This window comes from Ignavibacteria bacterium, assembly GCA_036262055.1.
Lineage (GTDB): Bacteria > Bacteroidota > Ignavibacteria > Tepidaquicellales > Tepidaquicellaceae > DATAJP01.
Window position 1 is genome coordinate 678913 of record DATAJP010000003.1, and the last position, 24297, is coordinate 703209.

Sequence of the window (24297 nt, forward strand, 5' to 3'; positions counted from 1 at the left end):
AAGTATTTTGTTGGTATTACTGAACTTATATGTGAAATCTATATAAAATTTTCATCATATAAAATACAATACTTTAATGCCGAATTATGGATTTTATAGCTTATCCTTGAGTTTAATATTTTCCTTAATAGAATAATAAAAGCCGATTCCGACAAGAAAAATGAAGTTTAGAAGGTGGGTTATGGTAGCATAAGTAAGTGCAGTCTCACGGTTTATACCATAGCTTACCAAAACTGCTGTGCAGAAGAAGTGATACGCCCCGGCAGAATTTCCGGGGAGAGGAAGGACGAGTGTGAATGTTATAATAGTAAGAAGAAAATTTGCATCAAAAATCGTGAGGTTAATTCCAACTGCCCAGAAGCTGACATAAGCAGACACTACATATGAAGTCCAGAGTAAAACGGTAAGCACACCAATCATAAAGTAACTTCGCGGATTTCTGATGAACAAAAATCCGTTTATAAGTGAAATGAAAATTTTATGAATTTTTTCTTGAAACCTCTCAGGTAAAAATTTAACCGTCAGCTTATTTATTATGCGTTCAGATTTTTCAAGATTAAATATCATCAGAATCATAACCAAAACAATTATAAGGACAATTATCGAAGCATACAAAGCGTATTGTTCCAGGTTATATCCTTCAAATGCTAAAGAAATTTCCGCCTTAAAAAAGAACAGACAAAACCCAAACGAAATCAAAAGCGAAAGCATGTCAAAAACTCTTTCAACAATAATTGTTCCAAACGATGCGGCTTTTGATATATCTTCCATCTTTGCAATAATGACAGGACGTGATATTTCACCTGACTTAGGAACGATGCTATTCATCATATAGCCAATCATCATCGATGAAAAAAGATTCTGAAAACCAATATCTTTTTTAATTGGATTAAGAAAATACCTCCAGCGATAAGCACGGATTGCGCCTCCTATCAGGACACCAATTAGCGAACCAATTATAGCCCAGAAATAATTTGTCTTTTTTAATTCCTCAAGTAGTTCGGAAAATGAAATATCCTTGAACGCGAGATACATAAAAAAGAAAATCAACAGGAAAAAGAATAAAAACTTTAATATCTTTTTTTTATTTTGGCTCACAAAGGTATCTGAGAATGAATCTTATTATGAAAATAAAAATAGTTATTCCGCACAAGTCGAAATAACTTTTAAAAAATTTTTAAGTATTATGAAAAACTTTTATCTGAGATCAATTACCTCAACTCCCGATGGCGGGCTAAAAGTAAACTTCGATGAACTCAAACCCGGATTTAAATCAATATTGTTTAAAGTATAAGTCGATGTAGATTCAGAACTTGAAATAGTAATTTTTCTAATGATATAGTCATTTTTATCAATCCAGATTTTAGCAGATTTAATCGAACCTTTACTTCTTGGAGTTAATTTAAGAACAAAGCAGTCAACACCACCGGCTTTCTCTTCACCCTCCAAATCCGAATAGAACTCTTCAGGATAATTGAACAAAAATTTATTCGGTGAGAAAGTATTTTTATCATTTTTGTAATTATCTATTACAACCTGATTTTTCTTAGGTGAATAAGACCACGATGTAACACCATCCGTTACAATTGTCTGACCTTTGGTTTCAATTCTGTATTTATCCTGTTTTTGAATATAAATTGTACCTGAAGAACTGCCTCCCGGCTTAACTGATTGGCTGAAGGTTGCTTTTGCATCACTTATGTCTCTGTAAGTATCCTGCGTTTTTTTTATAATTTCCTGTGCATCCTGTGCTAAGGTTACGCCGGTGAATGCTAAGGCAAAAAACACAAAAATAATTTGATATAGTTTCATAATGGTAAAAATCTATAATTTTAGTTAAATTTTCAATTTATTTAATCGGAATATTGTGATTTTAGTTCCCGCAGGGTGGAAAAAGGGATTTATTCGAATTTCGGGGCTGTCCAGTTAGTGCGCTTATAATTGATTAGCTCGAGAGTAATGCTGCCAATTATTACGTTAAATGAAGCTTTTAACGGTATTCTGTAGTCGTCAGCCGAAAGCCATCCCGCAAACTCCCCAGTTAACCCCATAACTCCCACAAAGTCTGCTACACCTGCAATTTTTATTGCTTTAACATCATAGTCAAACATATCTATATCGACTATATCTTCGTTTATATTAAATGAATATTTTAATGATGACACTTTGTCGTTAACAAATACGGGCATATTGTAATTTTTATTCGAAAATGACTGAAGACGGGCGTTATAAAAAATGCTAAGTCCATCCTGGTAGCGGATGTTCTCATCAAACTTTACTTTCATCGAATCGCTTATCTCGTTGTCGGTTTCTTTCATTACTTTAATTTCGCGTTTATCATAATCAAAATCATACTCGATTCTTGAAATAGATTTATTCTTAAACTCGGTTGAATAAAATGAGGTTGAGAATACTTCCTTCTTCTCATTTTTAACATCCTGTTTATCATTTTGCATAGTCGTTTCAAAAATGTAATTGACATTTACTAAAGGGACGCCTTCATAGCTTTTCATTTCCGCTTTGGCGGTGTAAAATTCTTTTTTATTTTCGGTAAAAGTGTTTGTAACTTTGAAATTAACTTTTCCAAGCTTAATAAACCCAAAGTAAACTTCATAAGTCAGCTCCTCGCCAACTTCAAGAACTTTTTCCTGAGCATTAAGCGAGGCAGAGTTTAGCAAAACAAGAAGTATTGCGATATTTAAGCAGGGAAATTTATTCATTCTATTTTACAACCGTGCAGTATGCAAAAGAAACCCCGACGTATCGGGGTTTCTTTATGTTCAATATGTAAATATACAACTTATTTACTTAAGTTTGCAAGTTTAATTGCATCATCAAATAATGTAATAGCTTTTCTGAATTGATCATCAGTGTGAACGAAAACTGCATAGCTTCCTTCATTGCCCCATATGTCTCTTGCGATTTGAGATTTTACTGCAGTCTTCAGATACTCAACATCTCTCTGGAAATCTTCGCTTACATAAGGAATGTTCTTCTGAGCAGCAAGGTCGGTTAATGCAGTAAGCATTTGTTCATCAACCACAAACCTGTCTCTGAAATCATTGTATGATGAATAACCTGTCTCAACTTTCTTTCTGTTTTCTTTCATCCAGTTCTCGACATATTCATAAATCAAATTTACTCTCCTCATTTGAACTGTATAAAGGGCTAATGTATCTAATCTGACAACAAAGTCAGGTGTAATTCCACCGCCGCCGTAAACTGTTCTTCCGCCAAAAGTTTTGAATACAGGTCTTGTTGAATCAGCATTATCATTATTATGGAAAATATTTTCGCCTTCTGTTAATTCTTCAAGCAATTGGTTTTTATATGTTCCGCCGTCATAAGGCTTTTGAATCAATCTTCCGACAGGAGTGTAATATCTTGCCGTAGTTACTCTGAATGCAGAACCATCCGATAGGTCGAATTGTCTCTGAACCAAACCTTTCCCGAAAGTATTTTCACCAACTATCAAACCCCTGTCCCAATCCTGCATTGCACCGGAAACAATCTCGCTTGCTGATGCTGAACCGCCGTTTACAAGAACAATTAACGGAATATCGGCATAAGGTCCACCTTGGGAATCATACTGCTCATTAAACTCAGGAACTCTACTCTTTGTATAAACAATTTTCTTTCCTTTTGGGATAAACAAACTTGCCATTTTAAATGACTGGTCGAGATACCCGCCGGGATTACCGCGCAAATCAAGAAGAAGTTTTTTCATTCCCTGAGAACTTAGCTTATTCATTGCCTGAACAAACTCATCGTAAGTGGTTGCAGAAAACTTCGATACTTTTATATATCCGATTTCGTTGTCATACATAAATGATGCATCAACACTGTAAAGCGGAATTTTATCTCTTGTAATTTCAAACTCAAGCGGCTGCGCAGTTCCTGCTCTTTTTATTGTAACATTAACTTTTGTGCCTTTTTGACCGCGAAGCTTTTTAGGAACATCCTCACGAGTCATTTTTATTGCATTTGTGCCGTCAATTTTTATGATTTTATCACCTGCTTGGATGCCAAGTTTTTCGGAAGGACCTCCGCTGATTGGAGAAACAATTGTAATTGTATCATTAATTATATCAAACTCAACTCCGATTCCTTCAAAACTTCCCTGAAAATCTTCGTTAACTCTTTTTAACTGCTCGGGAGTAATATAAACTGAGTGCGGGTCTAAATCCTGAAGCATTCCTTTTATTGCTTCCTCGGTCAGCTTCTGAGAATCAACTTCATCAACATAATATCTTGAAGTAATATTAAGAACTTCATTAAATTTTCTTACTTGTCCGCCTATTTTATCATCAGATTGAGCAACCTGAATTTTCATTCCAACAAAAATGCTCAGTCCGATAAGAATTATTATAAAGGGAATTAAAATTTTTTTATTTGTCATAAAATTCCATATATTATTTAACTTATTATTAAACATAAAAATATCTTATTTGTTTCATTATTTACCTGAATTCGTATTTTCAGATACCATTCTTGTCTTTGCCTGCTCAAAATTAACTAAAATATTTTTAACACTGTTTTCGGTAATTTTTAAGAAAGTATTCGGAGAAACTCCAATCCATACTATAAAAACAATAATCGGGATAATCGATGCAAGCTCCATTTTTGAAATATCTTTTAAGCCCTTGTTCTCTTCTTTATCAACCGGTCCCAACATAACACGCTGGTATAACCATAACAAATATACGGCAGATAAAATTACCGCGGTTGTAGATATAATTACGTAAACATTGGTTCCAAGGTTAGGGGCATTGAACGCGCCAATGAGAACCAAAAATTCTCCTATGAAACCGTTTAAACCGGGCAAACCAATTGAGGAAAATACAACGACAAGAAATATTATTGAAAAAATCGGCATAACTTTCATTAATCCGCCGAATTGTGCGATTTCTTTGGTATGTCTGCGTTCATAGATCATTCCCACAATTAAGAACAGAGCACCCGTAGATAAACCGTGGTTTATCATCTGGATTACACCTCCCTGAACTGCCTCAGTGGTCAAAGCAAAAATTCCCAAAACTATAAACCCAAGGTGGCTGACGGATGAATAAGCAACCAACTTTTTCATGTCTTTTTGGACAATTGAAAGTAGGGCACCATAAACAATTCCGATTACTGCCAGAACTACTATATATGGAGTAAGAACAATAAACCCTGCCGGGAAAAGCGTGAGTGAAAATCTTATTAAACCATAAGTTCCCATTTTTAAAAGCAACGCAGCAAGAATTACGCTGCCTGCAGTCGGTGCCTGAACGTGAGCATCGGGAAGCCACGTGTGAAACGGAAAAAGCGGGACTTTAATGAGAAAGCTTAATGTAAATAATATGAATAAATATGTCTGAATGTTTACAGGTAAATTCATGGAAACTGATTTCAGTGCAATAAGGTCGGTGCTAAATGAACCTAACAATGGCGTACACAAAAACCCTAACCATACAATTCCTATAAGCAGAAGAACACTACCGAACATCGTATATAAGAAAAATTTAACCGTAGCATAAATTCTGTTTTCACCGCCCCAAACACCGATGAGGAAATACATTGGAATGAGAATGAATTCCCAGAAAACATAAAACAAAACCAAGTCAAGCGCGCAAAAAACTCCAATTAATCCCCCAAGCAGAATTAAAAGCAAGAAATAATAATTCTTTAAATTCTTATTAACTGTATTCCACGATGCGAGAATGCAGAGCGGCATTATGAAGGTCGAGAGAACAATTAATAAAAGCGATATCCCATCGATTCCCAGGAAGTAATATGTATTGAAAAGTGAAATCCATAAAGTCTTTTCAACAAATTGGAAGTCACCATTTGCGGGATTGAAAGAGAAATACAAGAAAAGCGATGCAATGAAAGTTATGATAGTAACTGCCAGAGCATACGTCTTAATTAAGGTTGCATTTTCTTTTTTAAAAAATAAAATCGGAAGTGATAAAATTATCGGTAAAAAGATGAGTATGGAAAGTATGTTATTCAATGTGTTAAATGTGTTATTAGTTTATCTTTTTATTCTTAATCCTTTTTCTTCGTTGATGAAAAGCCATCCGACGACTTTTCCTATGTTGATTGATTCGAAATTATCCCAGTAATCATTATTGAACAAATGTCTTGAGCTCAGAAATTCTTCATTGTGTTTTTCTGCATCTTTCATAATGTCCTTAAATCTCTTTTCCCACTTCTTCCAGTTATCATCACGCAAATCAACCCATCCTTCTTCAGCCCATTTATTGATTTTTTTCTTATCGATGGTGATTAAATCACCTTCGTTTGCGGAAGGAATTATGACTTGAGGACCTCTCAACAATGTTTTTCCGTCGGGTAAAAGAACAGGCAGACCAAGCGATAAAATCTCATTTCTTAAAGCATCATTCTGCTTTACTAAATTCAAGATTTTTTTCGTTCGACTGCTATTTAGCTTTGAAATATAATCATTGAAATTTTTATAAATAAGTCTAATTAAATGAATTTCGTAAAGTAATTTTGAGAGTTTCGGAGGTCCGAGCATCTCAAAAGCAACCGAATTAGTCTTGTTTTTCTTTTCAAGCTCTTTGATTTTTGAAACAGCATACTGTTTTAGAATACCCGCGCGATATGTCGGGCCCATCTCCGACTGGTCCAGGGCAGTTACAACGTCATGTCCGGTGTTTCCACCAAGAATTTCGGTTACAACATTTTCTGCAATTTCTTCGGGAGTCACAAATTCCATCTGTCCCAAAGTCGAAATCGTTTCAAACTCTCCTGCCGAAAAAATTCCGTTTTCTCCTGTGTCAATGAAAACCGTTTTAAGATTTCTTATGGGTTTAAAATCCTTCTTAAGCTTTCTCTCGAATATTCCATTTAGATTAACAGTATCATTAAACTTTATATCATAAACCTGAACAGATTTACCCTGTTTTTTTATGTCGCCGTAAGAAATTTTCTTCCATGCAATCGATGCGGTTGGTTTTACTTCTTTCACGATTGGTCCGTCAGGTGTTCGCGCCATTAAAAATAATAATAACGTATGCGCGCCAGCAACTGCTGCTTTGCTGAGCAATACACGCGAGGGTTTTTCTTCACTGTGAGTGTAAGGAATATTCAGCCCCATTCCGCCCGTGCCGCTCGTACCGACTTTGACATAAATTTTCGTTTTAAACTCAGCCATTGCATTATTCAGAATCTGAACGTGACGAATAAGCTGTGGTATATAAGAAGATGAAATTGATTTTTCAACTGAGCTTTTTAATCGTTCGTAATCAGTATTTTTCTTATCAGAGGTCTGTCTGAAAATATCCTTGTAAGCGCTGTAAGTGTTTTGATATGCTATTGCGGTTGCGGTGTTGATGCAATCGATAATTACATGCGGCTTGAATTGCTTTATTAAAGCATAAAGAGATGAACTTTTATAAATTTTATCATCAAGCTCGTCAATTATATCTTGTATTAAAATACTACGTTTGTTTTCATCATCGAGATATTTATTTCGGGGTAAATCTTTGAAAATATTGCGGACAAAAATATTTCCCCACCACGGAAGAAAATAATTTTTTGGCTTTTTAAATTCTTTGGACAGCTCTGCGCAAATTTCCTTTGCTTCGTTTTCTTTGAGCGAAGTGAGAATTATTTGCTTTGGTTTTTCTTCAACTATCTTTCTTGCAATTGCAGAACCGACAAGTCCCCACCCGCCTAAAATCAAAACTTTTTTATTTCGTATGTCCATTAAACTTTTTTCTTAACGATTAAAATTATATGCAAGAAGAATGTATTTACTGTCGTGTGGATTGGGTTCATTTTCATTATAAAATTCTTTTTCTATAACCTTAAATAATCTTTTTGACTTTCTGAAACCAATTTTTCTAAGATTGTTCTGGGCTTTTTTATTGTTTTTGCTTGAAAAAGCTACTGCATAATCGAATTTGCCAAGTGTGCCGATATAATCAACTAGTATTTTCGAAGACTCAAATCCTAATTTTAACCCTCTGAATTCACTTAGCATTGCAGTTGAAACTTCACACGCCTTATCATAATGCTTCTTCCACTTGAAGCAAACGTAACCAATATAGGTTCTTCCTGAAAGAATTGCATACCAGTATTCGACGGGGTTCTCCACACACTTTCTTATCCATGCAGAAACTTTTCTTTTATTTGATTGCAAAGGATATGCAGGATTTAGTAACCCGGTTATATTTTCATCGTGAAAAACCTTGTTAATACATTCTAAAAGATTTTTATCATCTTTCTCAAACAGCTTTAAAGAACAATTTTTTCCTTTTATGGTTTTTGCAATTTTCATTTTAAGCAACATAAAAATTTACAACACGAAATCACAAAAACACAAACAAAATTTATCTTTTAAATTTTGTGATTTGGTGGTTTTGTGTTAAGGCTTTCTTTTTTACGCTTTTGCGTCTTCGTGGCAATTAACTCGGTACGACCGTTCCGTACCAGAACTTTTTACTTCTGTCTTTTACTTCATCAATATGAATATGCTTCGTTTCGGTATATTCTTTTATGCCTTCTAAACCAAACTCGCGACCGATCCCGCTTTGTTTGTATCCACCGAACGGAACACGTTCGCTCAATAAATGATATTCGTTAATCCAGACCGTTCCTGTTCTTAGTCTCTTTGCAATGTTCAATGCACGCTCGTCATTCTTTGACCAGACTGCGCCTGCAAGTCCGAAGATGGAATCATTTGCAATTGAGATTGCTTCCTCATCTGTTTTGAATTTAATAACAGAAATCACCGGACCAAAAATTTCTTCCTGAACGTGACGCATGTCATTTTTCGCATCGATGAATACGGTAGGCTTTATAAAAAATCCTTTATCACCAACTCTCTCACCGCCTGTTAAAATTTTTGCGCCTTCATTCTTTGCAATGTTGATATATTCCATAACCGAATCAAATTGCGTCTGCGAAACAACAGGACCAACATCAGTCTTTTTATCTTTCGGGTCGCCGACAGTCATCTTTTCCATTTTTTCTTTCATTCGTTTTATGAACTCATCATAAATTCCCTCCTGAACAAGTAGTCTTGTTCCGCCTTCACAGCACTGTCCCTGATGATAAAATCCTGCATAGATTGCTCCGTCAACTGCCATTTCCAAATCAGCATCATCGAGAACGATGTTAGCAGATTTTCCTCCGCACTCAAGTGTAAGTTTTTTTAAAGTCGGCGCTGCATTTTTCATGATTGTTCTTCCGACTTCAGTCGAACCTGTGAAAGCAACTTTATCGACTTTCGGATTCGTAACCATTTCAGTTCCGACCTCAGAGCTTCCGGTAATAAAATTAATGACACCCTTTGGCAAATCAGTTTGGTCAATAAGTTTTGCAAGCTCCATTGCAGTAACAGGAGTCATCGAAGCAGGTTTAATAACAATCGTGCAGCCTGCAGCAAGTGCAGGACCAATTTTCCATATTATCATTTTAAGCGGAAAATTCCACGGAACGATTTGCGATACAACACCAACCGGTTCGCGAACTATTAAGTTTTTGCTGATGCCTTCTTTTGATATATCAGAAACTTCATTCAAATCAACAAGCGCAAGCTTAACAAATCCATTCAGATTTTTTGCAGAAAGAAATATATCTTCTGAAGCTTTCTTGAAAGTCGAACCGCTGTCAGCAATTTCAAGCTGTGTTAACCTATCTTTGTTCTCGTTAATCTTTTCAACAATTTGCTTTATAATTCTGCTTCGTTCTTCTTTCGGCATATCGCTCCATACGCCGCTGTCAAAAGTTTTACGAGCTACATCGATTGCATCTTTTGCATCCTGAACAGTTGCAAGCGCAAGCTCGGCAACTTCCGAACCATCGGCAGGATTATAAGAAATAAATGTCTTTTTATCGGAAGATTCCCTGAATTTTCCGTCTATATACAATAAATATTTTTCCATGAAATAATTTGAATTTTTAGAATGTTAGAAATGCGTAATTACAAATTTACTGATTTTGGGGGATTTTATAAATGGAAATGGGTATATCTTTATTACATATAAAGATACGGCTTCCAGTCTTCGTCAACGTTGCCAGCGAAGTTCTTGATGAAAGTGATATGAGAAGGACGTTTCGGTATCGTATGCAAAGTCATTTTTGCATCTTCAGGCGAGCGGTCGCCTTTTTTATTGTTGCACTTTATGCAGGCAGTCGTGAGATTTTCCCATGAATCCTCACCGCCTTTTGATTTCGGCACGACGTGGTCAACAGTCAGATTTTGCGTTGTATGACAGTATTGGCATCTGTGGCCGTCACGGCGAAGAATATTTTTCCTTGAAAGAATGATTTTCTTGTAAGGTATGCGGATGAAATACACAAGACGGACTATACTGGGATATTCAAATGTATGGAATACAGATTTAACGAACTTTGTATTAATCTTGCTTACAACTTCAGCTTTACCTAAATATGTGAGAATTATTGCACGACGGACGTTACAGATAGTAAGCGGCTCATAGTTCTGGTTAAGCACCAAAACCTTGCCGTTTAAAGATACGGGTTTACCGTTGCTATGGAATTTTTTATCATTGTCGAAGGAACTAATCTCCTCTCTAGTATTTTACCACTATCATTAAAATTAGAGAGAATAGAAGTGAATAGCAATAGCTTAAAAGAGATTAAATTTAAAAGAGATTAAATTTAATTTAAACTTTTGTAGTAGGGGTTTTATGACTTGCACAGATTTGACATTTACAAGAAGAGTTTGAGAAATGTCTAATACCTACAACAACACCATTTTTCTTTCTGTCAGCACGCTTATATATCTCATCAAACAATTCAGTTTCATCATTTTCTAAATATCTGCGTATTGAATACGCGCAGACATCTGCAATCTGAATCATACTTGTTAACTCAGAATTAACAAATAGAGGAGTTTCGATTATCTTTTCTATATTTGTCCATAGAGTTCCTTTTGAATAAAATTGTTTCATTAACTCTGTATGCTTCCTTGCTACAGTTTCGTTATTATCGTGAATTAAAATACCAAGATGCTCTCCTCCAGAATTATTAAGAAATTGCTCAAATCTAGATACTACCTGCTCGAAAGCTTGTTCGTCGATTGTTGAGGGAGCAATAGTCGGATTAAAAAATGTTTTATCAATGCATTCAGCAAAGAGTCTTGCAAAGCCCCAACTTCCTACTTTGACGACAACTTCTTTTACAAATGATTTTCTCTCATCAAAAGTTAAATGAATATACGAAGCAGTTTGTTTATAATTTTTTCTAGTTTGTCTGTATTGATTTTTAGTTCTATGTGTTCGTTGAAGCCTTAATAATTCTGCATTTCTAATATTTTGAACTTCAACTTTTCTCTGAATATAGGTCATTTTATCAAAGTCAGGTATTCTATTTTGTTCAGAATATTTTCGTAATAACCATCCTGTATGAATTTCAGCAGATTCCAATAAATATTTTTTCTTTATAAAGTTAATTTCTTTTTCGCAATTCTTCCAAAAATGGTTAGGAATTGCTAAACCTGCTAAAATAAAATGTTGAGAGTTACCTGGAATATCTGAAGTTCCAGATTCATCTAAATAACAAAAATACATGGGATAATTGGCTTATATAAGAAAAATGCGACTGGAGATGAGGGTTAAACCCTCTCTTTGAGGCGCTAAGCGACTCGTTCCAGACGCATTTAATAATACTACAGACTTATTTAATAATCAAGTCTTAAAATCAAATTGCATTACATTATAATATATTAGACAATTATTTATCTTATATAGTTCCATAAAATCGCTAATATCCTGTATTAATAAAAGTTTAGATAGATTAATTTGTCAAAACTAACCTTATTTCAAAGCGTTTAAAACTTTTATTAAAAAATCTGCTTGTTCACCAAGATGTTCTATATCTTTATTATTAACAAGAACAAAATCGCATTTCTCAATTTTGGTTTTGTCATCATCCTGATATTTCATTATTCTTTCTACATCAGCTTTTTTTGCACCGTCACGCTCCATAATTCTCTGAATACGGTTCTTTTTATTTGCATAAACAAGAATAACATAACTCATTTCCTTATCAAGCCCGCTTTCAAATAAGACTGCAGACTCAACTATAATCATTTTTTCTTTGCTTCTCGAAATCTGGCGTTTGATATAATCAATAACAACAGGATGAACGATTTTGTTTATTTTATTATAGTTAGCATCATTCTTAAAAATTTCTTCTCTAAGCTTTGCAAGATTAATAAGTCCTTTATAGTTAAGAATCCCTTTCCCGAATTCCTTTACCATTTCTACTGCAAGATTTTTATTCTTATGGTATAATTCTTTGGCAATAAGGTCGGAGTATAACACTTTAAATCCCGCATCGGCAAGTTTTCTGCATACTTCGGTTTTGCCCGAACCCATTCCGCCGGTTATTCCGATTATTAATTTATTTTTGAGGGTTTTCATCTATAGATTCTTCTCAGGTTACAGGTGTTAACAATGATAGTAATATTATTTAGCATATGCAATAGACCTTCGTTCTCTGATGACATTCACCTTTATTTGACCCGGATATTCCATTTCTTCCTGTATTTTATGTGCAATGTCAGATGCTAGTTGGTCCTGAAGAATATCTGTTATCGAATCCGGTTCGACTATAACGCGGACTTCCCTGCCCGCCTGAATTGCAAATGTTTTTGATACACCGTCAAAGTTATTTCCGATTGATTCAAGTTTTTCAAGTCGTTTTGAGTATGCCTCCACTGATTCACGTCTTGCTCCGGGTCTTGCTCCGCTGATTGCATCTGCTGCCTGAACAAGCACTGCGATGGGGTGTTCCATAGGCATTTCATCATGGTGTGCGCCGATTGAGTTGCAGACAATCCAGTTTTCTTTACAGCGCTTTGCAACTTCATAACCGAGAATTGCATGAGGTCCTTCGATGTTTCTGTCGATTGTCTTACCCATGTCATGCAAGAGACCTGCGCGTTTTGCAATATTTGCATCGAGTCCAAGCTCTGCCGCCATTATTCCTGCAATATGTCCAACTTCTATTGAGTGATTAAGAACATTCTGTCCATAACTCGAACGATATTTCATTCTACCGATAAGAGTTATGATGTCGCGATGAACACCGGTTACTCCCATTTCGATCAAAGTCTGTTCACCGACTTTTATAATTTCTTCATAAAGTTCTTTCTGAACTTTCTCGACAATTTCTTCAATTCTTGACGGGTGAATTCTACCGTCTGCAATCAAGCGTTCCATTGCTATTCTTGCAACTTCACGTCTGAACGGATCAAATCCCGAAATGATAATCGCTTCAGGAGTATCATCTACGATTATATCAACACCTGTGCATGCTTCAAATGCTCGGATGTTTCTTCCTTCTTTACCAATGATACGTCCTTTTAACTCATCTGAATTTATTTGTAATACAGAAACAGTTGTTTCGACCGAATGGTCTGCTGCTGAACGCTGAATGCCCTGAATGATTATATTCTTTGCAATGCGATTGCCTTCCTGCTTCATTTCATCACGGATATCTTGAAGCTTTTGCTGGCATTCCATTTTAACTTGCTCAACTAAGTTATTGAACAATTCTTTTTTTGCTTCTTCTTCCGTATATCCTGAAATTCTCTGAAGCTTAACTTTTTGTTCATTGACAAGATTGCTGACCTCGGTTATTTGTGTTTCTATCTCAGCCTGTTTTTTTTCAAGCTCTGTAATTTTATTATTAAGCTGGTTCTCTAATGTTTGAATTTGTTTTTCTTTCTTAACAAATTCATCTTTTTCTTTCGATAAAATTTCTTTTGCTTCTTTTAATCTTTTCTCGGATTCAACTACATCTTTTTCACGTTCTTTAACGTCTTCATCGAACTTCTGTTTTCTTTTATAAAATTCGTCCTTTACTTCAAGAAGCTTTTCTTTCTTTAAATTCTGCGAAGCTTTTTCCGCATCCGATATATAGTCTTTTGCTCTTTTTTCGGCTGCATGAATGACTTCTTTGGATTTTGCTTCCGCTTCTTTTAATTTCTTTTCGGCTTCTGATAAAAGTTTGCCGGCAACTGATTCGGCATCTGAGATTTTCGATTTATTAATTTTGGATTGTATATACCATCCTAAGAAAAACATCGCTAAACACAACACAACAATGACGGGTATAAATATGAATAGTTCGATTTCCTGTAATGCTCCCATTTTATTCTTCCTTCAGCTCATAATCATATTCGGATGATTATATTGAGCTTATATATATAATATTTATTTAGTTATTAATTTTAAATCTTGGGATGACCCAAAGGGTAACCCCCCGTTTTCACGGGAATGACTCCCTAAAAAATTTCAAAAATGCAAATAAAAAAACCGCAACGGAACATCCCTCTTCAAAGGTTATAAGAAAACCTCTTTTGAAATACGGTGGGTGGTGCCAAAATGTCGTTTACTTCCACTGTTCGTTACCCGGTGATACACCGGGACTCATTCTCAAGAAGTGAGACGAGGCCTGTAATTGACATCTGCGAAAGCTTGCCTCCCAATAACTATAGTAATTGGTTTTTTATAATGTTTGACCGTAGGGAGTCCGTGCGGTTAGACTCTGAGCTATTTATGTAAAGAACGATTACAAATTCTCATCTATTAATCTGGAAATCTCATCAATTTTATCAGAACATTTGTCGATATGTGAAAGCTGTTCATGTTCAATCTTTTTCGCATTATCCTTTTCCTTAAACATAGTCTCTGCTGCATTTAATGCAGAAACCACCGCAATTGTTTCAACTGACTGATTGGGTGATTCGTAATTTATTTTCTGCATCATGTTATCAACATAATTTGCCAATCTTTCGACCTCAGCGGCATTTTCCCCCTGGAGATTGTACTCGCTGTTAAATATTCTGACCTTGATTCCCTGATTTTGCATTAAGTTGTTTAAATTTGATTTTTAAACGGTCAAACTACTACTCATCGTACTCACGATTATTACCATAACTATCAAGATGTACATCAATTCTTGATATTAATTCTTTAATTCTTGACTTAATTACGTCTTTGTCTTGTGAATAACCCGTACTTGTATTGGTTTTCAATAACAAACTCTTTAATTCGGATAATTCTTTATCCTTTAATACCAACGATGAATTCAGTTTCGTCAGCTGTAATTTCAAATCGTTGATTTTTATGTTCAACTCCTTGTTCGCATCTGCAAGATTGAAATTTTCCTGCTTGCTTTCGTTAAGCCGTCCAATCAAAAGCTTAACTTTATTATAAAGATTATCCAATGCGCTTAACTCAACTTCCTTTAAGTAGCTGAGATTATCACGATTGGAATCGAACAAGTTATTTTTCATATTTTAGTTTCTTAAAACAGCTCCTGTTTCACTCTCAAGTTTTTTAACCAGCTTTTTTATCTGGGCATTAACTTCTTCATCGCTTAAAGTTTTGTCTTTAGATAAAAACTCCAATGAAAATGCCAGACTTTTTTTATCTTTACCAAGCTTATCATCTTCATATATGTCAAATAACTCAACCGATTTCAGATTTTCAGCATTTTTGCTATTCAAAATCTTCACCAGTTCTTCATACTTCGTCTTTTTGTCAACCACAATTGCCAGGTCACGCTTAACAACAGGGAATTTTGATATTTCCCGGTAATAATTCTTCCTAAAGCTTGGTGGAATTATCAAATCTAAATTCAAAGAACCTATGAATACATCACCTTCAATCTCAAATTTATTCAGTAAATCAGCGTTAGCTTTGTAAATTTTTCCTATCGTCCTGTCAGAAATCCTAACTTCAATGAAATTAGAACTATAAGCTAAGTCATTATAATAAAATAATTTAACATTTTCAATATTCATTCTTTGCAAGAACATTTCGATTTCACCTTTAACATCGAATATATCATACCGTCTTTTCTGCAACTTATGTGTTTTAAAGTCATAAAGTCCATAAAATGCCATTGTTAACTCATTATTCTCAATGTACTTATTTCCATTTCTGAATATCTTCCCGGCTTCATAAAGCTTAAGTGAAATCTCTTTACCTGAATGATTTATGTTATTCTTAACAACTCTAAGCAATCCTATATCAAGATTTACTCTAAGTGCATTAAGCTCTGCTGATTGCGGATTTTCCAAAAGCACAGGGTTGATACCAAAAATTTTTATCAACTCGCTGTTCTGGATTGTCTGTGTAATTATCTCATTAAATCCACGACCTGTGAGGTAATCTTTAATGTCCAACGTCTTTAAATACTCTTCGGTGTATTTATCATCTGAAGAAAAACTCATTGTCACCCGTTCTTCTGCCCGAACGGTATTGTAACCTTTTAATCGCATAACTTCTTCTATAAGGTCATATTCTCTTTCAATATCATATCTTCGGAATTCAGGAATAGCAAAAATTAAGTTGTCACCGTCTTTCTTGATGAACTTAATTTCGATTTTCTCAAGCAAGCTTTTAATTTCATCTTCGGTTATATCAACTCCAATAACTTTTGATGCCATTTGCGCTCTTATGCCGATTTCAATAGAAGCAAATTTTTCAGGGTAAACATCATATAAGTCATCCGATACTTTCCCGTTTGCAAGTTCTTTTATTAAGTGTGTTGCCCGTAGTGAAGCTTGTTCAACTCCGTTTATGTCAACACCTTTCTCGAATCTTGTCGAAGCATCTGTCAGCATTCCCAAGCGTTTTGCATTCTTGCGGATGCTGATTGGATTGAAATAAGCTACTTCAAGAAAGAAATTCTTTGTGTCACTTGTGATTTCAGAGTTTTCCCCGCCCATTATTCCTGCAATGCCTACATAACCGTTTTTATCGCAAATCATAAGCGAGTTTTCATTTAACTCACGCTGTTTTGAGTCAAGAGTCGTGAATTTATCGCCTTTGTTTGCGCGTTTAACGATTATTTCTTTACCGCGAATTTTATCGTAATCGAATGCATGAAGCGGCTGACCTGTTTCAAACATTACATAGTTCGTGATATCAACAATATTATTTATAGGACGAAGTCCGACTGCAATAAGTTTTTTCTTGAGCCAGTCGGGAGATTCACCGACTTTAATATCTTTGATTAACCTGCCTGTAAATCTTTTGCAATTTTCTTTGTCCTCAATTGAGATTTTTATAAAGTCTTGAGTCTGACCAACACCGTCTTTATAATTTTTATCAGTTTTAGGAATATTAAGCTTTAAATTATACAATGCGGCAATTTCGCGAGCCATGCCGATATGAGAAGAAAGGTCACCGCGATTTGGGGGAACCCAGATATCGAATATATAATCGTTCTTATCTAAAAAATCTGAAAATGGAGTCCCGGGTTTTGCGTTAGCATCAAGCACCATTATTCCCGAATGGTCGTCGGTTAAGTTAAGCTCTTTTGCAGAGCAAATCATTCCTTCAGAAACTGCTCCGCGGATTTTGGATTTTTTGATTTCAAACTGTCCGTTCGGCACAATTGCGCCAATCATAGCAACACAGACCTTTTGTCCGGCTTCAACGTTCGGAGCGCCGCAAACGATGTTCAAAAGTTCGCTCCCGCCCACATTTACCTTGCATAAGCTCAATTTATCTGCATCAGGATGCTTAGCTTTTTCAATAACTTCCCCAACGACGAAATTCTTGAAAATATCGCCTTCATTCTCAATTGATTCTATGTCAAAACCCAATTCGACAAGGTCATCAACGAATTTATCGAGGTTATCAAGCTTTAAATCCGGTATGTAATCTTTAAGCCAGTTTAAACTTATCTTCACTTATTTCTATTATCTTAATATTTATTTAACAAATATACTTAATCGGTTTGACAGATTAAATTTAAATAAAAAAAGGTTATCCCGATTTCTCAGGATAACCTTTTCTGTAAAATCATCACACCAAATTAATTAATCGTCTTTCTTTGGTTCTTTTTTGAAACCGCTTTCATCAGAACTTCTCTGATATTCTCTTCCTACATTACTATTGTCATCTGACCCGTAAGTTTTTGGAGGAGTGTATGTGTTTGGTCCTGAAGTTGTGTTTGAATATCTCGGTGTATAGCTTCTTGAAGTGTATTTTCTTGAACTTTTTCTTTTCTTAGAAGCGTATCTTTTTCCTTTTTTCTTTTTGGAAGTGTATTTCTTCTTTCCGGAATATTTCTTTTTACCCGTGTATTTTTTTCCGGTTTTCTTCTTTGAGGAATATTTTTTCTTTCCTGTAGATTTCTTTTTTCCTGAAGATTTTTTGGTTTTTTTCTTGCTGCTTTTCTTTTTCTTTCTTCTGTTAGTCTGCTCGGTTTTATTCTCATTCTTAGCAAACGCCTCTGAGAAATCTGCGAGCACACTGCCGAACGAAAAAGCAAACGCAAGAGAGAAAATTACTAATAGTTTTTTGATCATTTTTTAGCTCCCTGTAGCTTTATTTAAAAAATTAGCTTAAAATTAAGGTATTCAAGAAGTAAAAACAATGTTAATTTTCATCCTAATTTATTGAATAAATGGAATTTAAGCTATTTTGTTAGCATCATTTTCTTAGTTTCGACAAAATCCCCTGCCTGAATCCTGTAAAAATAAATTCCGCTTGCAGAATTGCTGCCGTCGAATATTGCTTCAAAAGTCCCTGCCTGATGATTTTCATTAACGAGTGTGACTATTTCTTTACCGTTAATATCATAAACTTTGATACTCACAAATCCGGATTTAGGAATTTGATATTGAATTTTAGTAATAGGGTTAAATGGATTTGGATAGTTTTGAGAGAGATGGTATTGAGAAGGAATTTCGTTTGAAATCAAATTAATACTGACACTACCTCCGTTATCTGTATAAAACAATTTATTTTTTGATGCAACCCATCCGGTTTTTCCACTTACAAATTGAAAATCTGAATGATAATATCCAAAGTATGGAAATTCAAATAATGTCCAGTTAACTCCAGAGTTATATGTTCTTAAAATTTTATTTTCAGATGCAACCCAAACTGTATCAGATGAAATCGACTGAAGTTTTGCGTATTGAATTTGAGGACTTTTAATTAGTGTCCAGCTTTCTCCACCATTTATGGTTTTATAAATATGTTGTGTGCTTGAATGGCCACCAATAGCCCATCCTGATGTATTATTTATAAACCAACCCTGCGTTAGTGGAGGAATTGTTACTGAATTAATCCAATTGCTTCCATTGTCTGTTGATTTATAACTATTATAACTGAATAACCAATCATTATATAGCGGATGGAAAAATCCAAATAAAGCATTAGGCACCTCAGGAATTTTATACCAATTATTACCAGCATCTACTGTTTTATAAAGAGAACCTCCGGGTGCAAAACCTGTGTTTTCATTTATGAAAATAACTTGAAGAAAATCATCTTCAGTCCCGCATTCAATACAGCTTGATAAAAACCAATCATCTCCTCCATTAGTTGTTTTATAAATTTTACCGCTATTACAGGCAATAAATCCCGTATTAATATTAATAAAGTAAATATCTTCCGGTGTATAGCTAGATTGTATTAAACTTGTGTCCCAATTTTTACCGTTATCATACGTTTTTAAAACTTTTATGTGAGAATTTGCATCTGCGCATACCCAGCCTGTATCATTATTTAAAAAATGAATGCCAGTAATATTAACTGTAGTTTCTAAATTTAAAATTTCATTCCAGTTAGATTGGGGAAATATTGCTTTGGGTAATAATGAACAAAATAATAATATGATTAAAAATCTCATCAATTAGTGCTTTTTATAAAAATAATACATTAATTCTTATCTTCAAAAGACAAATTTCCTTATTTGTGAATTAACGCATTTTTCTGCCTCAAAATAAAACTTAATTATGAGTATTTTTGTATAATCAGTAAATGACAGAAAAGAATAAAAATATTACACACCCCGTCCCTGCGGGACACCCTTCTCAAAAGGGGATTACTGTAGTAGTGGCGATGAGCGGTGGGGTTGATTCTTCCGTTGCGGCTTATTTATTGAAGGAGCAGGGTTATAACCTTATCGGGATTACTATGAAGACCTGGGGATATGATGACATTCCCGAAAAAGATTCAGGATGCTGTTCGCTTGAAACTATTTATAGTGCGCGAAACGTTGCAACTGAGCTTGGCTTTCCGCATTATACTCTGGATTTTACTGATACTTTTAATGATATAGTTATAAGTAATTTTGTCGATGAATATATGAAAGGTAATACTCCAAACCCTTGTGTCCTTTGCAACAAAGAAATCAAGTGGGGTGCGCTTTTGAGAAAAGCAGAATCACTCGGCGCTTCATATATTGCAACGGGACATTATGCAAAACTGGATTACGACGAAAACACAAAAAGACATTTTGTGAGTGTTGCAGTCGATAAACAAAAAGACCAGTCTTATGCATTGTGGAGAGTTTCACAGGAAGCATTGAGCAAGACACTCTTCCCTCTCGGCGGATACACAAAACCTGAAATAAGGAAAATTGCCGGGGAACTTGGATTGAAGCCGGCGAATACTCCCGACTCACAGGAAATATGTTTTGTACCAAATGATAACTACCGTGAGCTTCTGCAAATCCGCATTCCTGATTTTGCAGAAAAATTTAAAGAGGGTGATTTAGTTTATAAAGATAAAAAAATTGGAACACACAAAGGATTTCCAAATTATACAATTGGTCAAAGACGCGGTCTTAATGTTGCGCTTGGCAAGCCGGTATATGTTTCTAAAATCGACCCTGAGCATAATATCGTTGTAATAGATGATGAAGAAAATTTATATAATTCTTCATTTATTGTTCGAGAAATTAACCTGATGAAAATCGATAAATTAGATAAACCGATGGAAGTTCGTGTAAAAATCCGTTATAAAGACGACGGTGCATCTGCTATTATAGAGCAAATTGATGATACACATATAAAAGTAACGTTTTCCGAACCGAAGAAGTCAATTACACCCGGGCAATCGGCAGTTTTTTATGACGACGATGATGTTATTGGTGGCGGGATAATTGATAGAATTTTGAAATAGTTCAAATTTTGTCACCCTGAACTTTATTCAGGGTCAACGCTTGGGATGACCCAAAGGGTTCCCCCCGCGCTTTCGCGGGAATGACTTCAATTTTTATGACTCTTAAAAACATACTTCATCTTAAATCCGGTAGAAAAATTAAGACGATAATCTTTCCCGAATCGTATGATGAAAGAATTATCTGGGCTACGAGAGTTATATTAAAAGAGAAATCTGCAAAGGTCATTTTAATAAATACCGGGAAAGATTTATCAAAGCATTTCAATGATTCTGAGTTATTAGATATAATAGACATTAATTTTAATGAACAGTTTTTAGATGATTATTTTGCCTTAAAGAAAGCAAAAAGACCTGAGATTACTATTGAACAATGCAAACGAGATTTGAGCGACCCGCTGATTTTTTCATGCATGCTTTTGAGAAACGGCTATGCTGATGGAGTGATTGCAGGAAGCATTTATTCTACCACTGATGTTTTGAGGGCATCGATTTCGGTTGTCGGGCTTGCTGAAAACAACAAAACAGTTTCATCATTTTTTCTTTTTCATTTTCCGAAGACTAGTCCGCATAAAGATAAAATTCTTGCTTATGCTGACAGCGGGGTGATTCCAAATCCGACGGTTGAGCAGTTGTCAGATATTGCAATTCAAACCGCAAAGAATTATAAGAAATTAACATCGATAACTCCAAAAATTGCATTTCTTTCTTTCTCAACAAAAGGAAGTGCAAAAGATGCAAGTCTTGATAAAATCCTTCAAGCTTATGAACTGACTAAAAAGCGTGAACCGAAATTGATTGCAGATGCAGAGCTCCAGTTCGATGCGGCGTTTGTTCCAAATGTTGCGAAGAGAAAAAATCCAAAGGGATCAATTAAAGGTGACGCAAATGTATTTATATTTCCTGATTTGAATGCAGGTAATATCGCATATAAAATTACAGAAAGAATCGGAGGAGCCATCGCAACAGGACCTATTGTTCAGGGGCTTGCAAAACCTGTTATGGACTTATCAAGAGGTTGTGAAGTTAGCGACATAGTGAATATGTCATATGTAATTTCGAAGTTCTGATTAAAGAGTTTTCTTTGTTCTATGGAGGAAATTTCTAATTAGTTCATCTTTCGAATCCGTAAGTTCCTGCGGAGTTCCCTCAAAATAAATCTTTCCTTCATGCATCATTGCTACCCTATCCGCAACGTCATATACGCTGAAGATATCATGTGTTACTACAATAGAAGTTACTTTAAGTTTTTCAGCAAGGTCTTTAATAAGGTCGTCAATCTGGTCGCTCATGACCGGATCGAGTCCAGTAGTCGGTTCATCATAAAGAATATATTCCGGGTCAGAAGCAAGCGAGCGAGCCAAGGAAACTCTTTTTTTCATACCGCCTGATAAATCAGCAGGCATCATATGTTCTATTTTTTTTAAGCCCACAATATCAAGCTTTTCCTCGATTACTTTTTCTATTTCATCAGGAGACATGCTTGTATTTTCTTTAAGAAATAACCCTACGTTTTCACCAACTGACATTGAGTCAAAAAGAGCAGCTCCCTGAAAAAGAAAACCGAATTTTTTTCTTACGGCATATAATTCTTTTTCGCCCATCGTAACGATATTTTTTCCTTCTATGAGGACTTCACCTTCATCAGGTTTTAACAACCCTATTATATGCTTTAACAGAACAGATTTTCCGCATCCGCTTCTTCCGATAATTACCAGGGTTTCCCCATCAGTAATCTTAAGGTTCACTCCATCCAGAACTTTATTTTTACCGAAGCTTTTTTTGAGATTTTTAATTTCAATCATGATGCAATTTAGGGTTTTGAAGTCCTAAATAAAATTTAAAAACAAATCTTTGTTATGAAAGAGTGGAGGAAATAAAGTAATAAAATGGAGGTGTGAATAAGATTAATCTGCTAATTGTGTGCGGCGGTTCAGTTCGCTCGTGCGTTCTGAAACAGTGTAGAGATAACCATATTGCCAGTCAATATGATTTTGTTCACCTATGCTGTAATTCATCTTCAGCATTGTTCTTATCCAGGATTTGGCGATTTTTTGAGAGTTAAATTTAAATACAGTAAAATCAGACGGATTATTATGCAATTGTTTTTCGGACTGAATATCATTTGTCAGACCGCAATATGTATAACCGATATATTTTTTTAAATCTCTCAATTCAATAATTCTTTAAAAAACGGCATTAGACACAAAATCCCTGTCTCCATTATACATCATATTATAGAGTGCAGGGTGAAGTATATTTTATTTATTTTTGTTTCGTTTTGAATATGTTGCCTTTCAAAATAAAAATATCCCCTCTTTTTGCTCTAAAAAAGAGGGGTTGGGGGTTATCACGGTTACATTAAATAACTGTGAAAAGCTTATTCAATTAACTAATTTGAATTACGGATTTTCAACAATCTCAACATCAACCAATGTCATATCTTGTTCTTCATAAGTAAGAATCATGGTTGTATCATTGCCGAGGTCTCTGTACTCATAAATATATTGAGTAGCAAAAGAACTTTTAATGCCGACTAATGAGATGATTGTCAAGAGTAATGAGAATAATAGAGTTTTCATTTTTGCCCTTTCTTAATTTATAAACTTTTTAGTTTTATATACGAATTAATTGTCTTCGTGGATTATGTCAACAGCGATTAATCTATCATCGGAACATCTGTATGTTTTCACCAAAACTCTATCATTTCCAATCGGATGATATGTATAGTAACAATCCTCAGCATAGCTGTTATTTAAGCCAATGCCTGTTACTGAAATTATTGTTAAGATTAAACCTAATATTATTTTTTTCATGGCTTTAAACTTTTAAGATTTAATTATCCTCATGGATAATTTCAACTTCAACTATTCTCATATCATCTTCTGAATCATAAGTGGTCTTCAATACCATATCATTTCCTATATCTCTGTATTCATAAATATATTGGTCTGCATAGCCGGTGTTTAATCCGAAACCGGTTACTGAGATAATTGTTAAAACTATTCCTAATATTACTTTTTTCATTTTTGTGATGCTTTTCATTTAATTTTAAATTGTGTGTTAATTAGTTATCCTCGTGGATTATATCGATGTCAACTAATCTGTTATCAGATTCTCTGTAAGTCATTCTTAACACCCATTGGCTGTTAAGTCTTTTGTATTCATATCTGTATTGAGAAACAGTATTAACAACTGAAGTAGTTGTTTCTGCTGCAGTAGCAGTATTCACGAATCCGGTTAAACCGCTGATTGAAACTACAGTTAAGATTAAACCTAATATTAAATTTTTCATTTTGATAGCCCCCGCTTTTTTAATGATTTTATTTTTAAAATTTTGTTTCATTTAATAAACTTATACAAAGTTAAAGATACT

General features: G+C 34.8%; 25 protein-coding genes. 2 read left to right on the forward strand and 23 right to left on the reverse strand.

Translation table 11 applies throughout. The features are described from left to right. Positions 1–93: 93 nt before the first annotated feature. The 17 genes from VHP32_10090 to VHP32_10170 form a co-directional block, all read right to left on the reverse strand. Positions 94–1098: a lysylphosphatidylglycerol synthase transmembrane domain-containing protein gene (locus VHP32_10090; GenBank protein ID HEX2788246.1), complete on the reverse strand. Its 1005-nt coding sequence runs from the start codon at positions 1096–1098 to the stop codon at positions 94–96. A 99-nt stretch (positions 1099–1197) separates the two neighbouring features. Then, on the reverse strand, positions 1198–1812 hold the full coding sequence (lolA, locus tag VHP32_10095; GenBank protein ID HEX2788247.1) for an outer membrane lipoprotein chaperone LolA: 615 nt from the start codon (positions 1810–1812) through the stop codon (positions 1198–1200). An 89-nt stretch (positions 1813–1901) separates the two neighbouring features. Then, positions 1902–2720 carry a DUF3108 domain-containing protein gene (locus VHP32_10100; protein ID HEX2788248.1) on the reverse strand — a complete coding sequence of 273 codons (819 nt, stop codon included), beginning with the start codon at positions 2718–2720 and terminating at the stop codon, positions 1902–1904. A gap of 80 nt (positions 2721–2800) precedes the next feature. After that, positions 2801–4399, reverse strand: coding sequence for a S41 family peptidase (locus VHP32_10105; protein HEX2788249.1), 1599 nt, complete (start codon positions 4397–4399; stop codon positions 2801–2803). A gap of 57 nt (positions 4400–4456) precedes the next feature. Continuing rightward, positions 4457–5995: an NADH-quinone oxidoreductase subunit M gene (locus tag VHP32_10110; protein HEX2788250.1), complete on the reverse strand. Its 1539-nt coding sequence runs from the start codon at positions 5993–5995 to the stop codon at positions 4457–4459. A 21-nt stretch (positions 5996–6016) separates the two neighbouring features. Then, on the reverse strand, positions 6017–7717 hold the full coding sequence (locus VHP32_10115; protein HEX2788251.1) for a polysaccharide biosynthesis protein: 1701 nt from the start codon (positions 7715–7717) through the stop codon (positions 6017–6019). A gap of 12 nt (positions 7718–7729) precedes the next feature. Continuing rightward, a complete protein-coding gene (locus VHP32_10120; protein HEX2788252.1) occupies positions 7730–8290 on the reverse strand; it encodes a GNAT family N-acetyltransferase in 561 nt (186 codons plus the stop codon). A gap of 127 nt (positions 8291–8417) precedes the next feature. After that, the gene (locus VHP32_10125; protein ID HEX2788253.1) at positions 8418–9899 is read right to left on the reverse strand and encodes an aldehyde dehydrogenase family protein; all 1482 of its coding nucleotides are present in this window, start codon (positions 9897–9899) and stop codon (positions 8418–8420) included. A gap of 92 nt (positions 9900–9991) precedes the next feature. Further along, entirely contained in the window at positions 9992–10471 is a 480-nt protein-coding gene (locus tag VHP32_10130) for an HNH endonuclease (GenBank protein ID HEX2788254.1), read from the reverse strand. Positions 10472–10643: 172 nt separating this feature from the next. Then, a complete protein-coding gene (locus VHP32_10135; GenBank protein HEX2788255.1) occupies positions 10644–11549 on the reverse strand; it encodes a DUF3800 domain-containing protein in 906 nt (301 codons plus the stop codon). A 246-nt stretch (positions 11550–11795) separates the two neighbouring features. After that, a complete protein-coding gene (coaE, locus tag VHP32_10140) occupies positions 11796–12404 on the reverse strand; it encodes a dephospho-CoA kinase (GenBank protein HEX2788256.1) in 609 nt (202 codons plus the stop codon). 45 nt (positions 12405–12449) lie between these two features. Further along, positions 12450–14138, reverse strand: coding sequence for a ribonuclease Y (gene rny / locus VHP32_10145; protein ID HEX2788257.1), 1689 nt, complete (start codon positions 14136–14138; stop codon positions 12450–12452). A 421-nt stretch (positions 14139–14559) separates the two neighbouring features. Beyond that, positions 14560–14859: a cell division protein ZapA gene (locus VHP32_10150; GenBank protein HEX2788258.1), complete on the reverse strand. Its 300-nt coding sequence runs from the start codon at positions 14857–14859 to the stop codon at positions 14560–14562. A gap of 37 nt (positions 14860–14896) precedes the next feature. Next, positions 14897–15286 (reverse strand): hypothetical protein, encoded by a 390-nt coding sequence (locus VHP32_10155; protein ID HEX2788259.1) that lies wholly within the window; start codon positions 15284–15286, stop codon positions 14897–14899. Positions 15287–15289: 3 nt separating this feature from the next. Continuing rightward, on the reverse strand, positions 15290–17695 hold the full coding sequence (pheT, locus tag VHP32_10160) for a phenylalanine--tRNA ligase subunit beta (protein HEX2788260.1): 2406 nt from the start codon (positions 17693–17695) through the stop codon (positions 15290–15292). Positions 17696–17824: 129 nt separating this feature from the next. Then, a complete protein-coding gene (locus tag VHP32_10165; GenBank protein HEX2788261.1) occupies positions 17825–18316 on the reverse strand; it encodes a hypothetical protein in 492 nt (163 codons plus the stop codon). 110 nt (positions 18317–18426) lie between these two features. Beyond that, positions 18427–19647 (reverse strand): T9SS type A sorting domain-containing protein, encoded by a 1221-nt coding sequence (locus VHP32_10170; GenBank protein ID HEX2788262.1) that lies wholly within the window; start codon positions 19645–19647, stop codon positions 18427–18429. A 131-nt stretch (positions 19648–19778) separates the two neighbouring features. Here VHP32_10170 and mnmA point away from each other — a divergent pair, with 131 nt between their 5' ends. Next, entirely contained in the window at positions 19779–20924 is a 1146-nt protein-coding gene (gene mnmA, locus VHP32_10175) for a tRNA 2-thiouridine(34) synthase MnmA (protein ID HEX2788263.1), read from the forward strand. Between the two features lie 80 nt (positions 20925–21004). Then, on the forward strand, positions 21005–21991 hold the full coding sequence (locus VHP32_10180) for a phosphate acyltransferase (GenBank protein ID HEX2788264.1): 987 nt from the start codon (positions 21005–21007) through the stop codon (positions 21989–21991). On the opposite strand, the gene VHP32_10185 is transcribed toward VHP32_10180, so the two are convergent. The 6 genes from VHP32_10185 to VHP32_10210 all read right to left on the reverse strand — a co-directional run bounded on the left by VHP32_10185 (position 21992) and on the right by VHP32_10210 (position 24216). After that, positions 21992–22726, reverse strand: a complete 735-nt coding sequence (locus tag VHP32_10185; GenBank protein ID HEX2788265.1) for an ABC transporter ATP-binding protein — start codon at positions 22724–22726, stop codon at positions 21992–21994. It lies immediately after the preceding gene. Positions 22727–22828: 102 nt separating this feature from the next. After that, positions 22829–23095, reverse strand: a complete 267-nt coding sequence (locus tag VHP32_10190) for a hypothetical protein (protein ID HEX2788266.1) — start codon at positions 23093–23095, stop codon at positions 22829–22831. Between the two features lie 228 nt (positions 23096–23323). Next, complete coding sequence (locus tag VHP32_10195) at positions 23324–23503, reverse strand: hypothetical protein (GenBank protein HEX2788267.1); 180 nt, start codon at positions 23501–23503, stop codon at positions 23324–23326. Between the two features lie 45 nt (positions 23504–23548). Further along, positions 23549–23737 carry a hypothetical protein gene (locus VHP32_10200; GenBank protein HEX2788268.1) on the reverse strand — a complete coding sequence of 63 codons (189 nt, stop codon included), beginning with the start codon at positions 23735–23737 and terminating at the stop codon, positions 23549–23551. Positions 23738–23756: 19 nt separating this feature from the next. Further along, positions 23757–23966 (reverse strand): hypothetical protein, encoded by a 210-nt coding sequence (locus VHP32_10205; protein HEX2788269.1) that lies wholly within the window; start codon positions 23964–23966, stop codon positions 23757–23759. A gap of 22 nt (positions 23967–23988) precedes the next feature. Then, positions 23989–24216 (reverse strand): hypothetical protein, encoded by a 228-nt coding sequence (locus VHP32_10210; protein ID HEX2788270.1) that lies wholly within the window; start codon positions 24214–24216, stop codon positions 23989–23991. Positions 24217–24297: the final 81 nt, after the last annotated feature.

Excerpts from the sequence above, each read along its gene's own strand:
- VHP32_10185 (HEX2788265.1), bottom strand. The coding sequence starts at position 22,726 with ATGATTGAAATTAAAAATCTCAAAAAAAGCTTCGGTAAAAATAAAGTT.
- rny (HEX2788257.1), bottom strand. The coding sequence starts at position 14,138 with ATGGGAGCATTACAGGAAATCGAACTATTCATATTTATACCCGTCATT.
- VHP32_10210 (HEX2788270.1), bottom strand. The coding sequence starts at position 24,216 with ATGAAAAATTTAATATTAGGTTTAATCTTAACTGTAGTTTCAATCAGC.
- VHP32_10120 (HEX2788252.1), bottom strand. The coding sequence starts at position 8,290 with ATGAAAATTGCAAAAACCATAAAAGGAAAAAATTGTTCTTTAAAGCTG.
- VHP32_10195 (HEX2788267.1), bottom strand. The coding sequence starts at position 23,503 with ATGAAAACTCTATTATTCTCATTACTCTTGACAATCATCTCATTAGTC.
- VHP32_10150 (HEX2788258.1), bottom strand. The coding sequence starts at position 14,859 with ATGCAAAATCAGGGAATCAAGGTCAGAATATTTAACAGCGAGTACAAT.
- coaE (HEX2788256.1), bottom strand. The coding sequence starts at position 12,404 with ATGAAAACCCTCAAAAATAAATTAATAATCGGAATAACCGGCGGAATG.
- VHP32_10155 (HEX2788259.1), bottom strand. The coding sequence starts at position 15,286 with ATGAAAAATAACTTGTTCGATTCCAATCGTGATAATCTCAGCTACTTA.
- VHP32_10170 (HEX2788262.1), bottom strand. The coding sequence starts at position 19,647 with ATGAGATTTTTAATCATATTATTATTTTGTTCATTATTACCCAAAGCA.
- VHP32_10200 (HEX2788268.1), bottom strand. The coding sequence starts at position 23,737 with ATGAAAAAAATAATATTAGGTTTAATCTTAACAATAATTTCAGTAACA.
- VHP32_10100 (HEX2788248.1), bottom strand. The coding sequence starts at position 2,720 with ATGAATAAATTTCCCTGCTTAAATATCGCAATACTTCTTGTTTTGCTA.
- VHP32_10165 (HEX2788261.1), bottom strand. The coding sequence starts at position 18,316 with ATGATCAAAAAACTATTAGTAATTTTCTCTCTTGCGTTTGCTTTTTCG.
- VHP32_10125 (HEX2788253.1), bottom strand. The coding sequence starts at position 9,899 with ATGGAAAAATATTTATTGTATATAGACGGAAAATTCAGGGAATCTTCC.
- VHP32_10205 (HEX2788269.1), bottom strand. The coding sequence starts at position 23,966 with ATGAAAAGCATCACAAAAATGAAAAAAGTAATATTAGGAATAGTTTTA.
- mnmA (HEX2788263.1), top strand. The coding sequence starts at position 19,779 with ATGACAGAAAAGAATAAAAATATTACACACCCCGTCCCTGCGGGACAC.
- VHP32_10115 (HEX2788251.1), bottom strand. The coding sequence starts at position 7,717 with ATGGACATACGAAATAAAAAAGTTTTGATTTTAGGCGGGTGGGGACTT.
- lolA (HEX2788247.1), bottom strand. The coding sequence starts at position 1,812 with ATGAAACTATATCAAATTATTTTTGTGTTTTTTGCCTTAGCATTCACC.
- VHP32_10180 (HEX2788264.1), top strand. The coding sequence starts at position 21,005 with ATGACTTCAATTTTTATGACTCTTAAAAACATACTTCATCTTAAATCC.
- VHP32_10105 (HEX2788249.1), bottom strand. The coding sequence starts at position 4,399 with ATGACAAATAAAAAAATTTTAATTCCCTTTATAATAATTCTTATCGGA.
- VHP32_10135 (HEX2788255.1), bottom strand. The coding sequence starts at position 11,549 with ATGTATTTTTGTTATTTAGATGAATCTGGAACTTCAGATATTCCAGGT.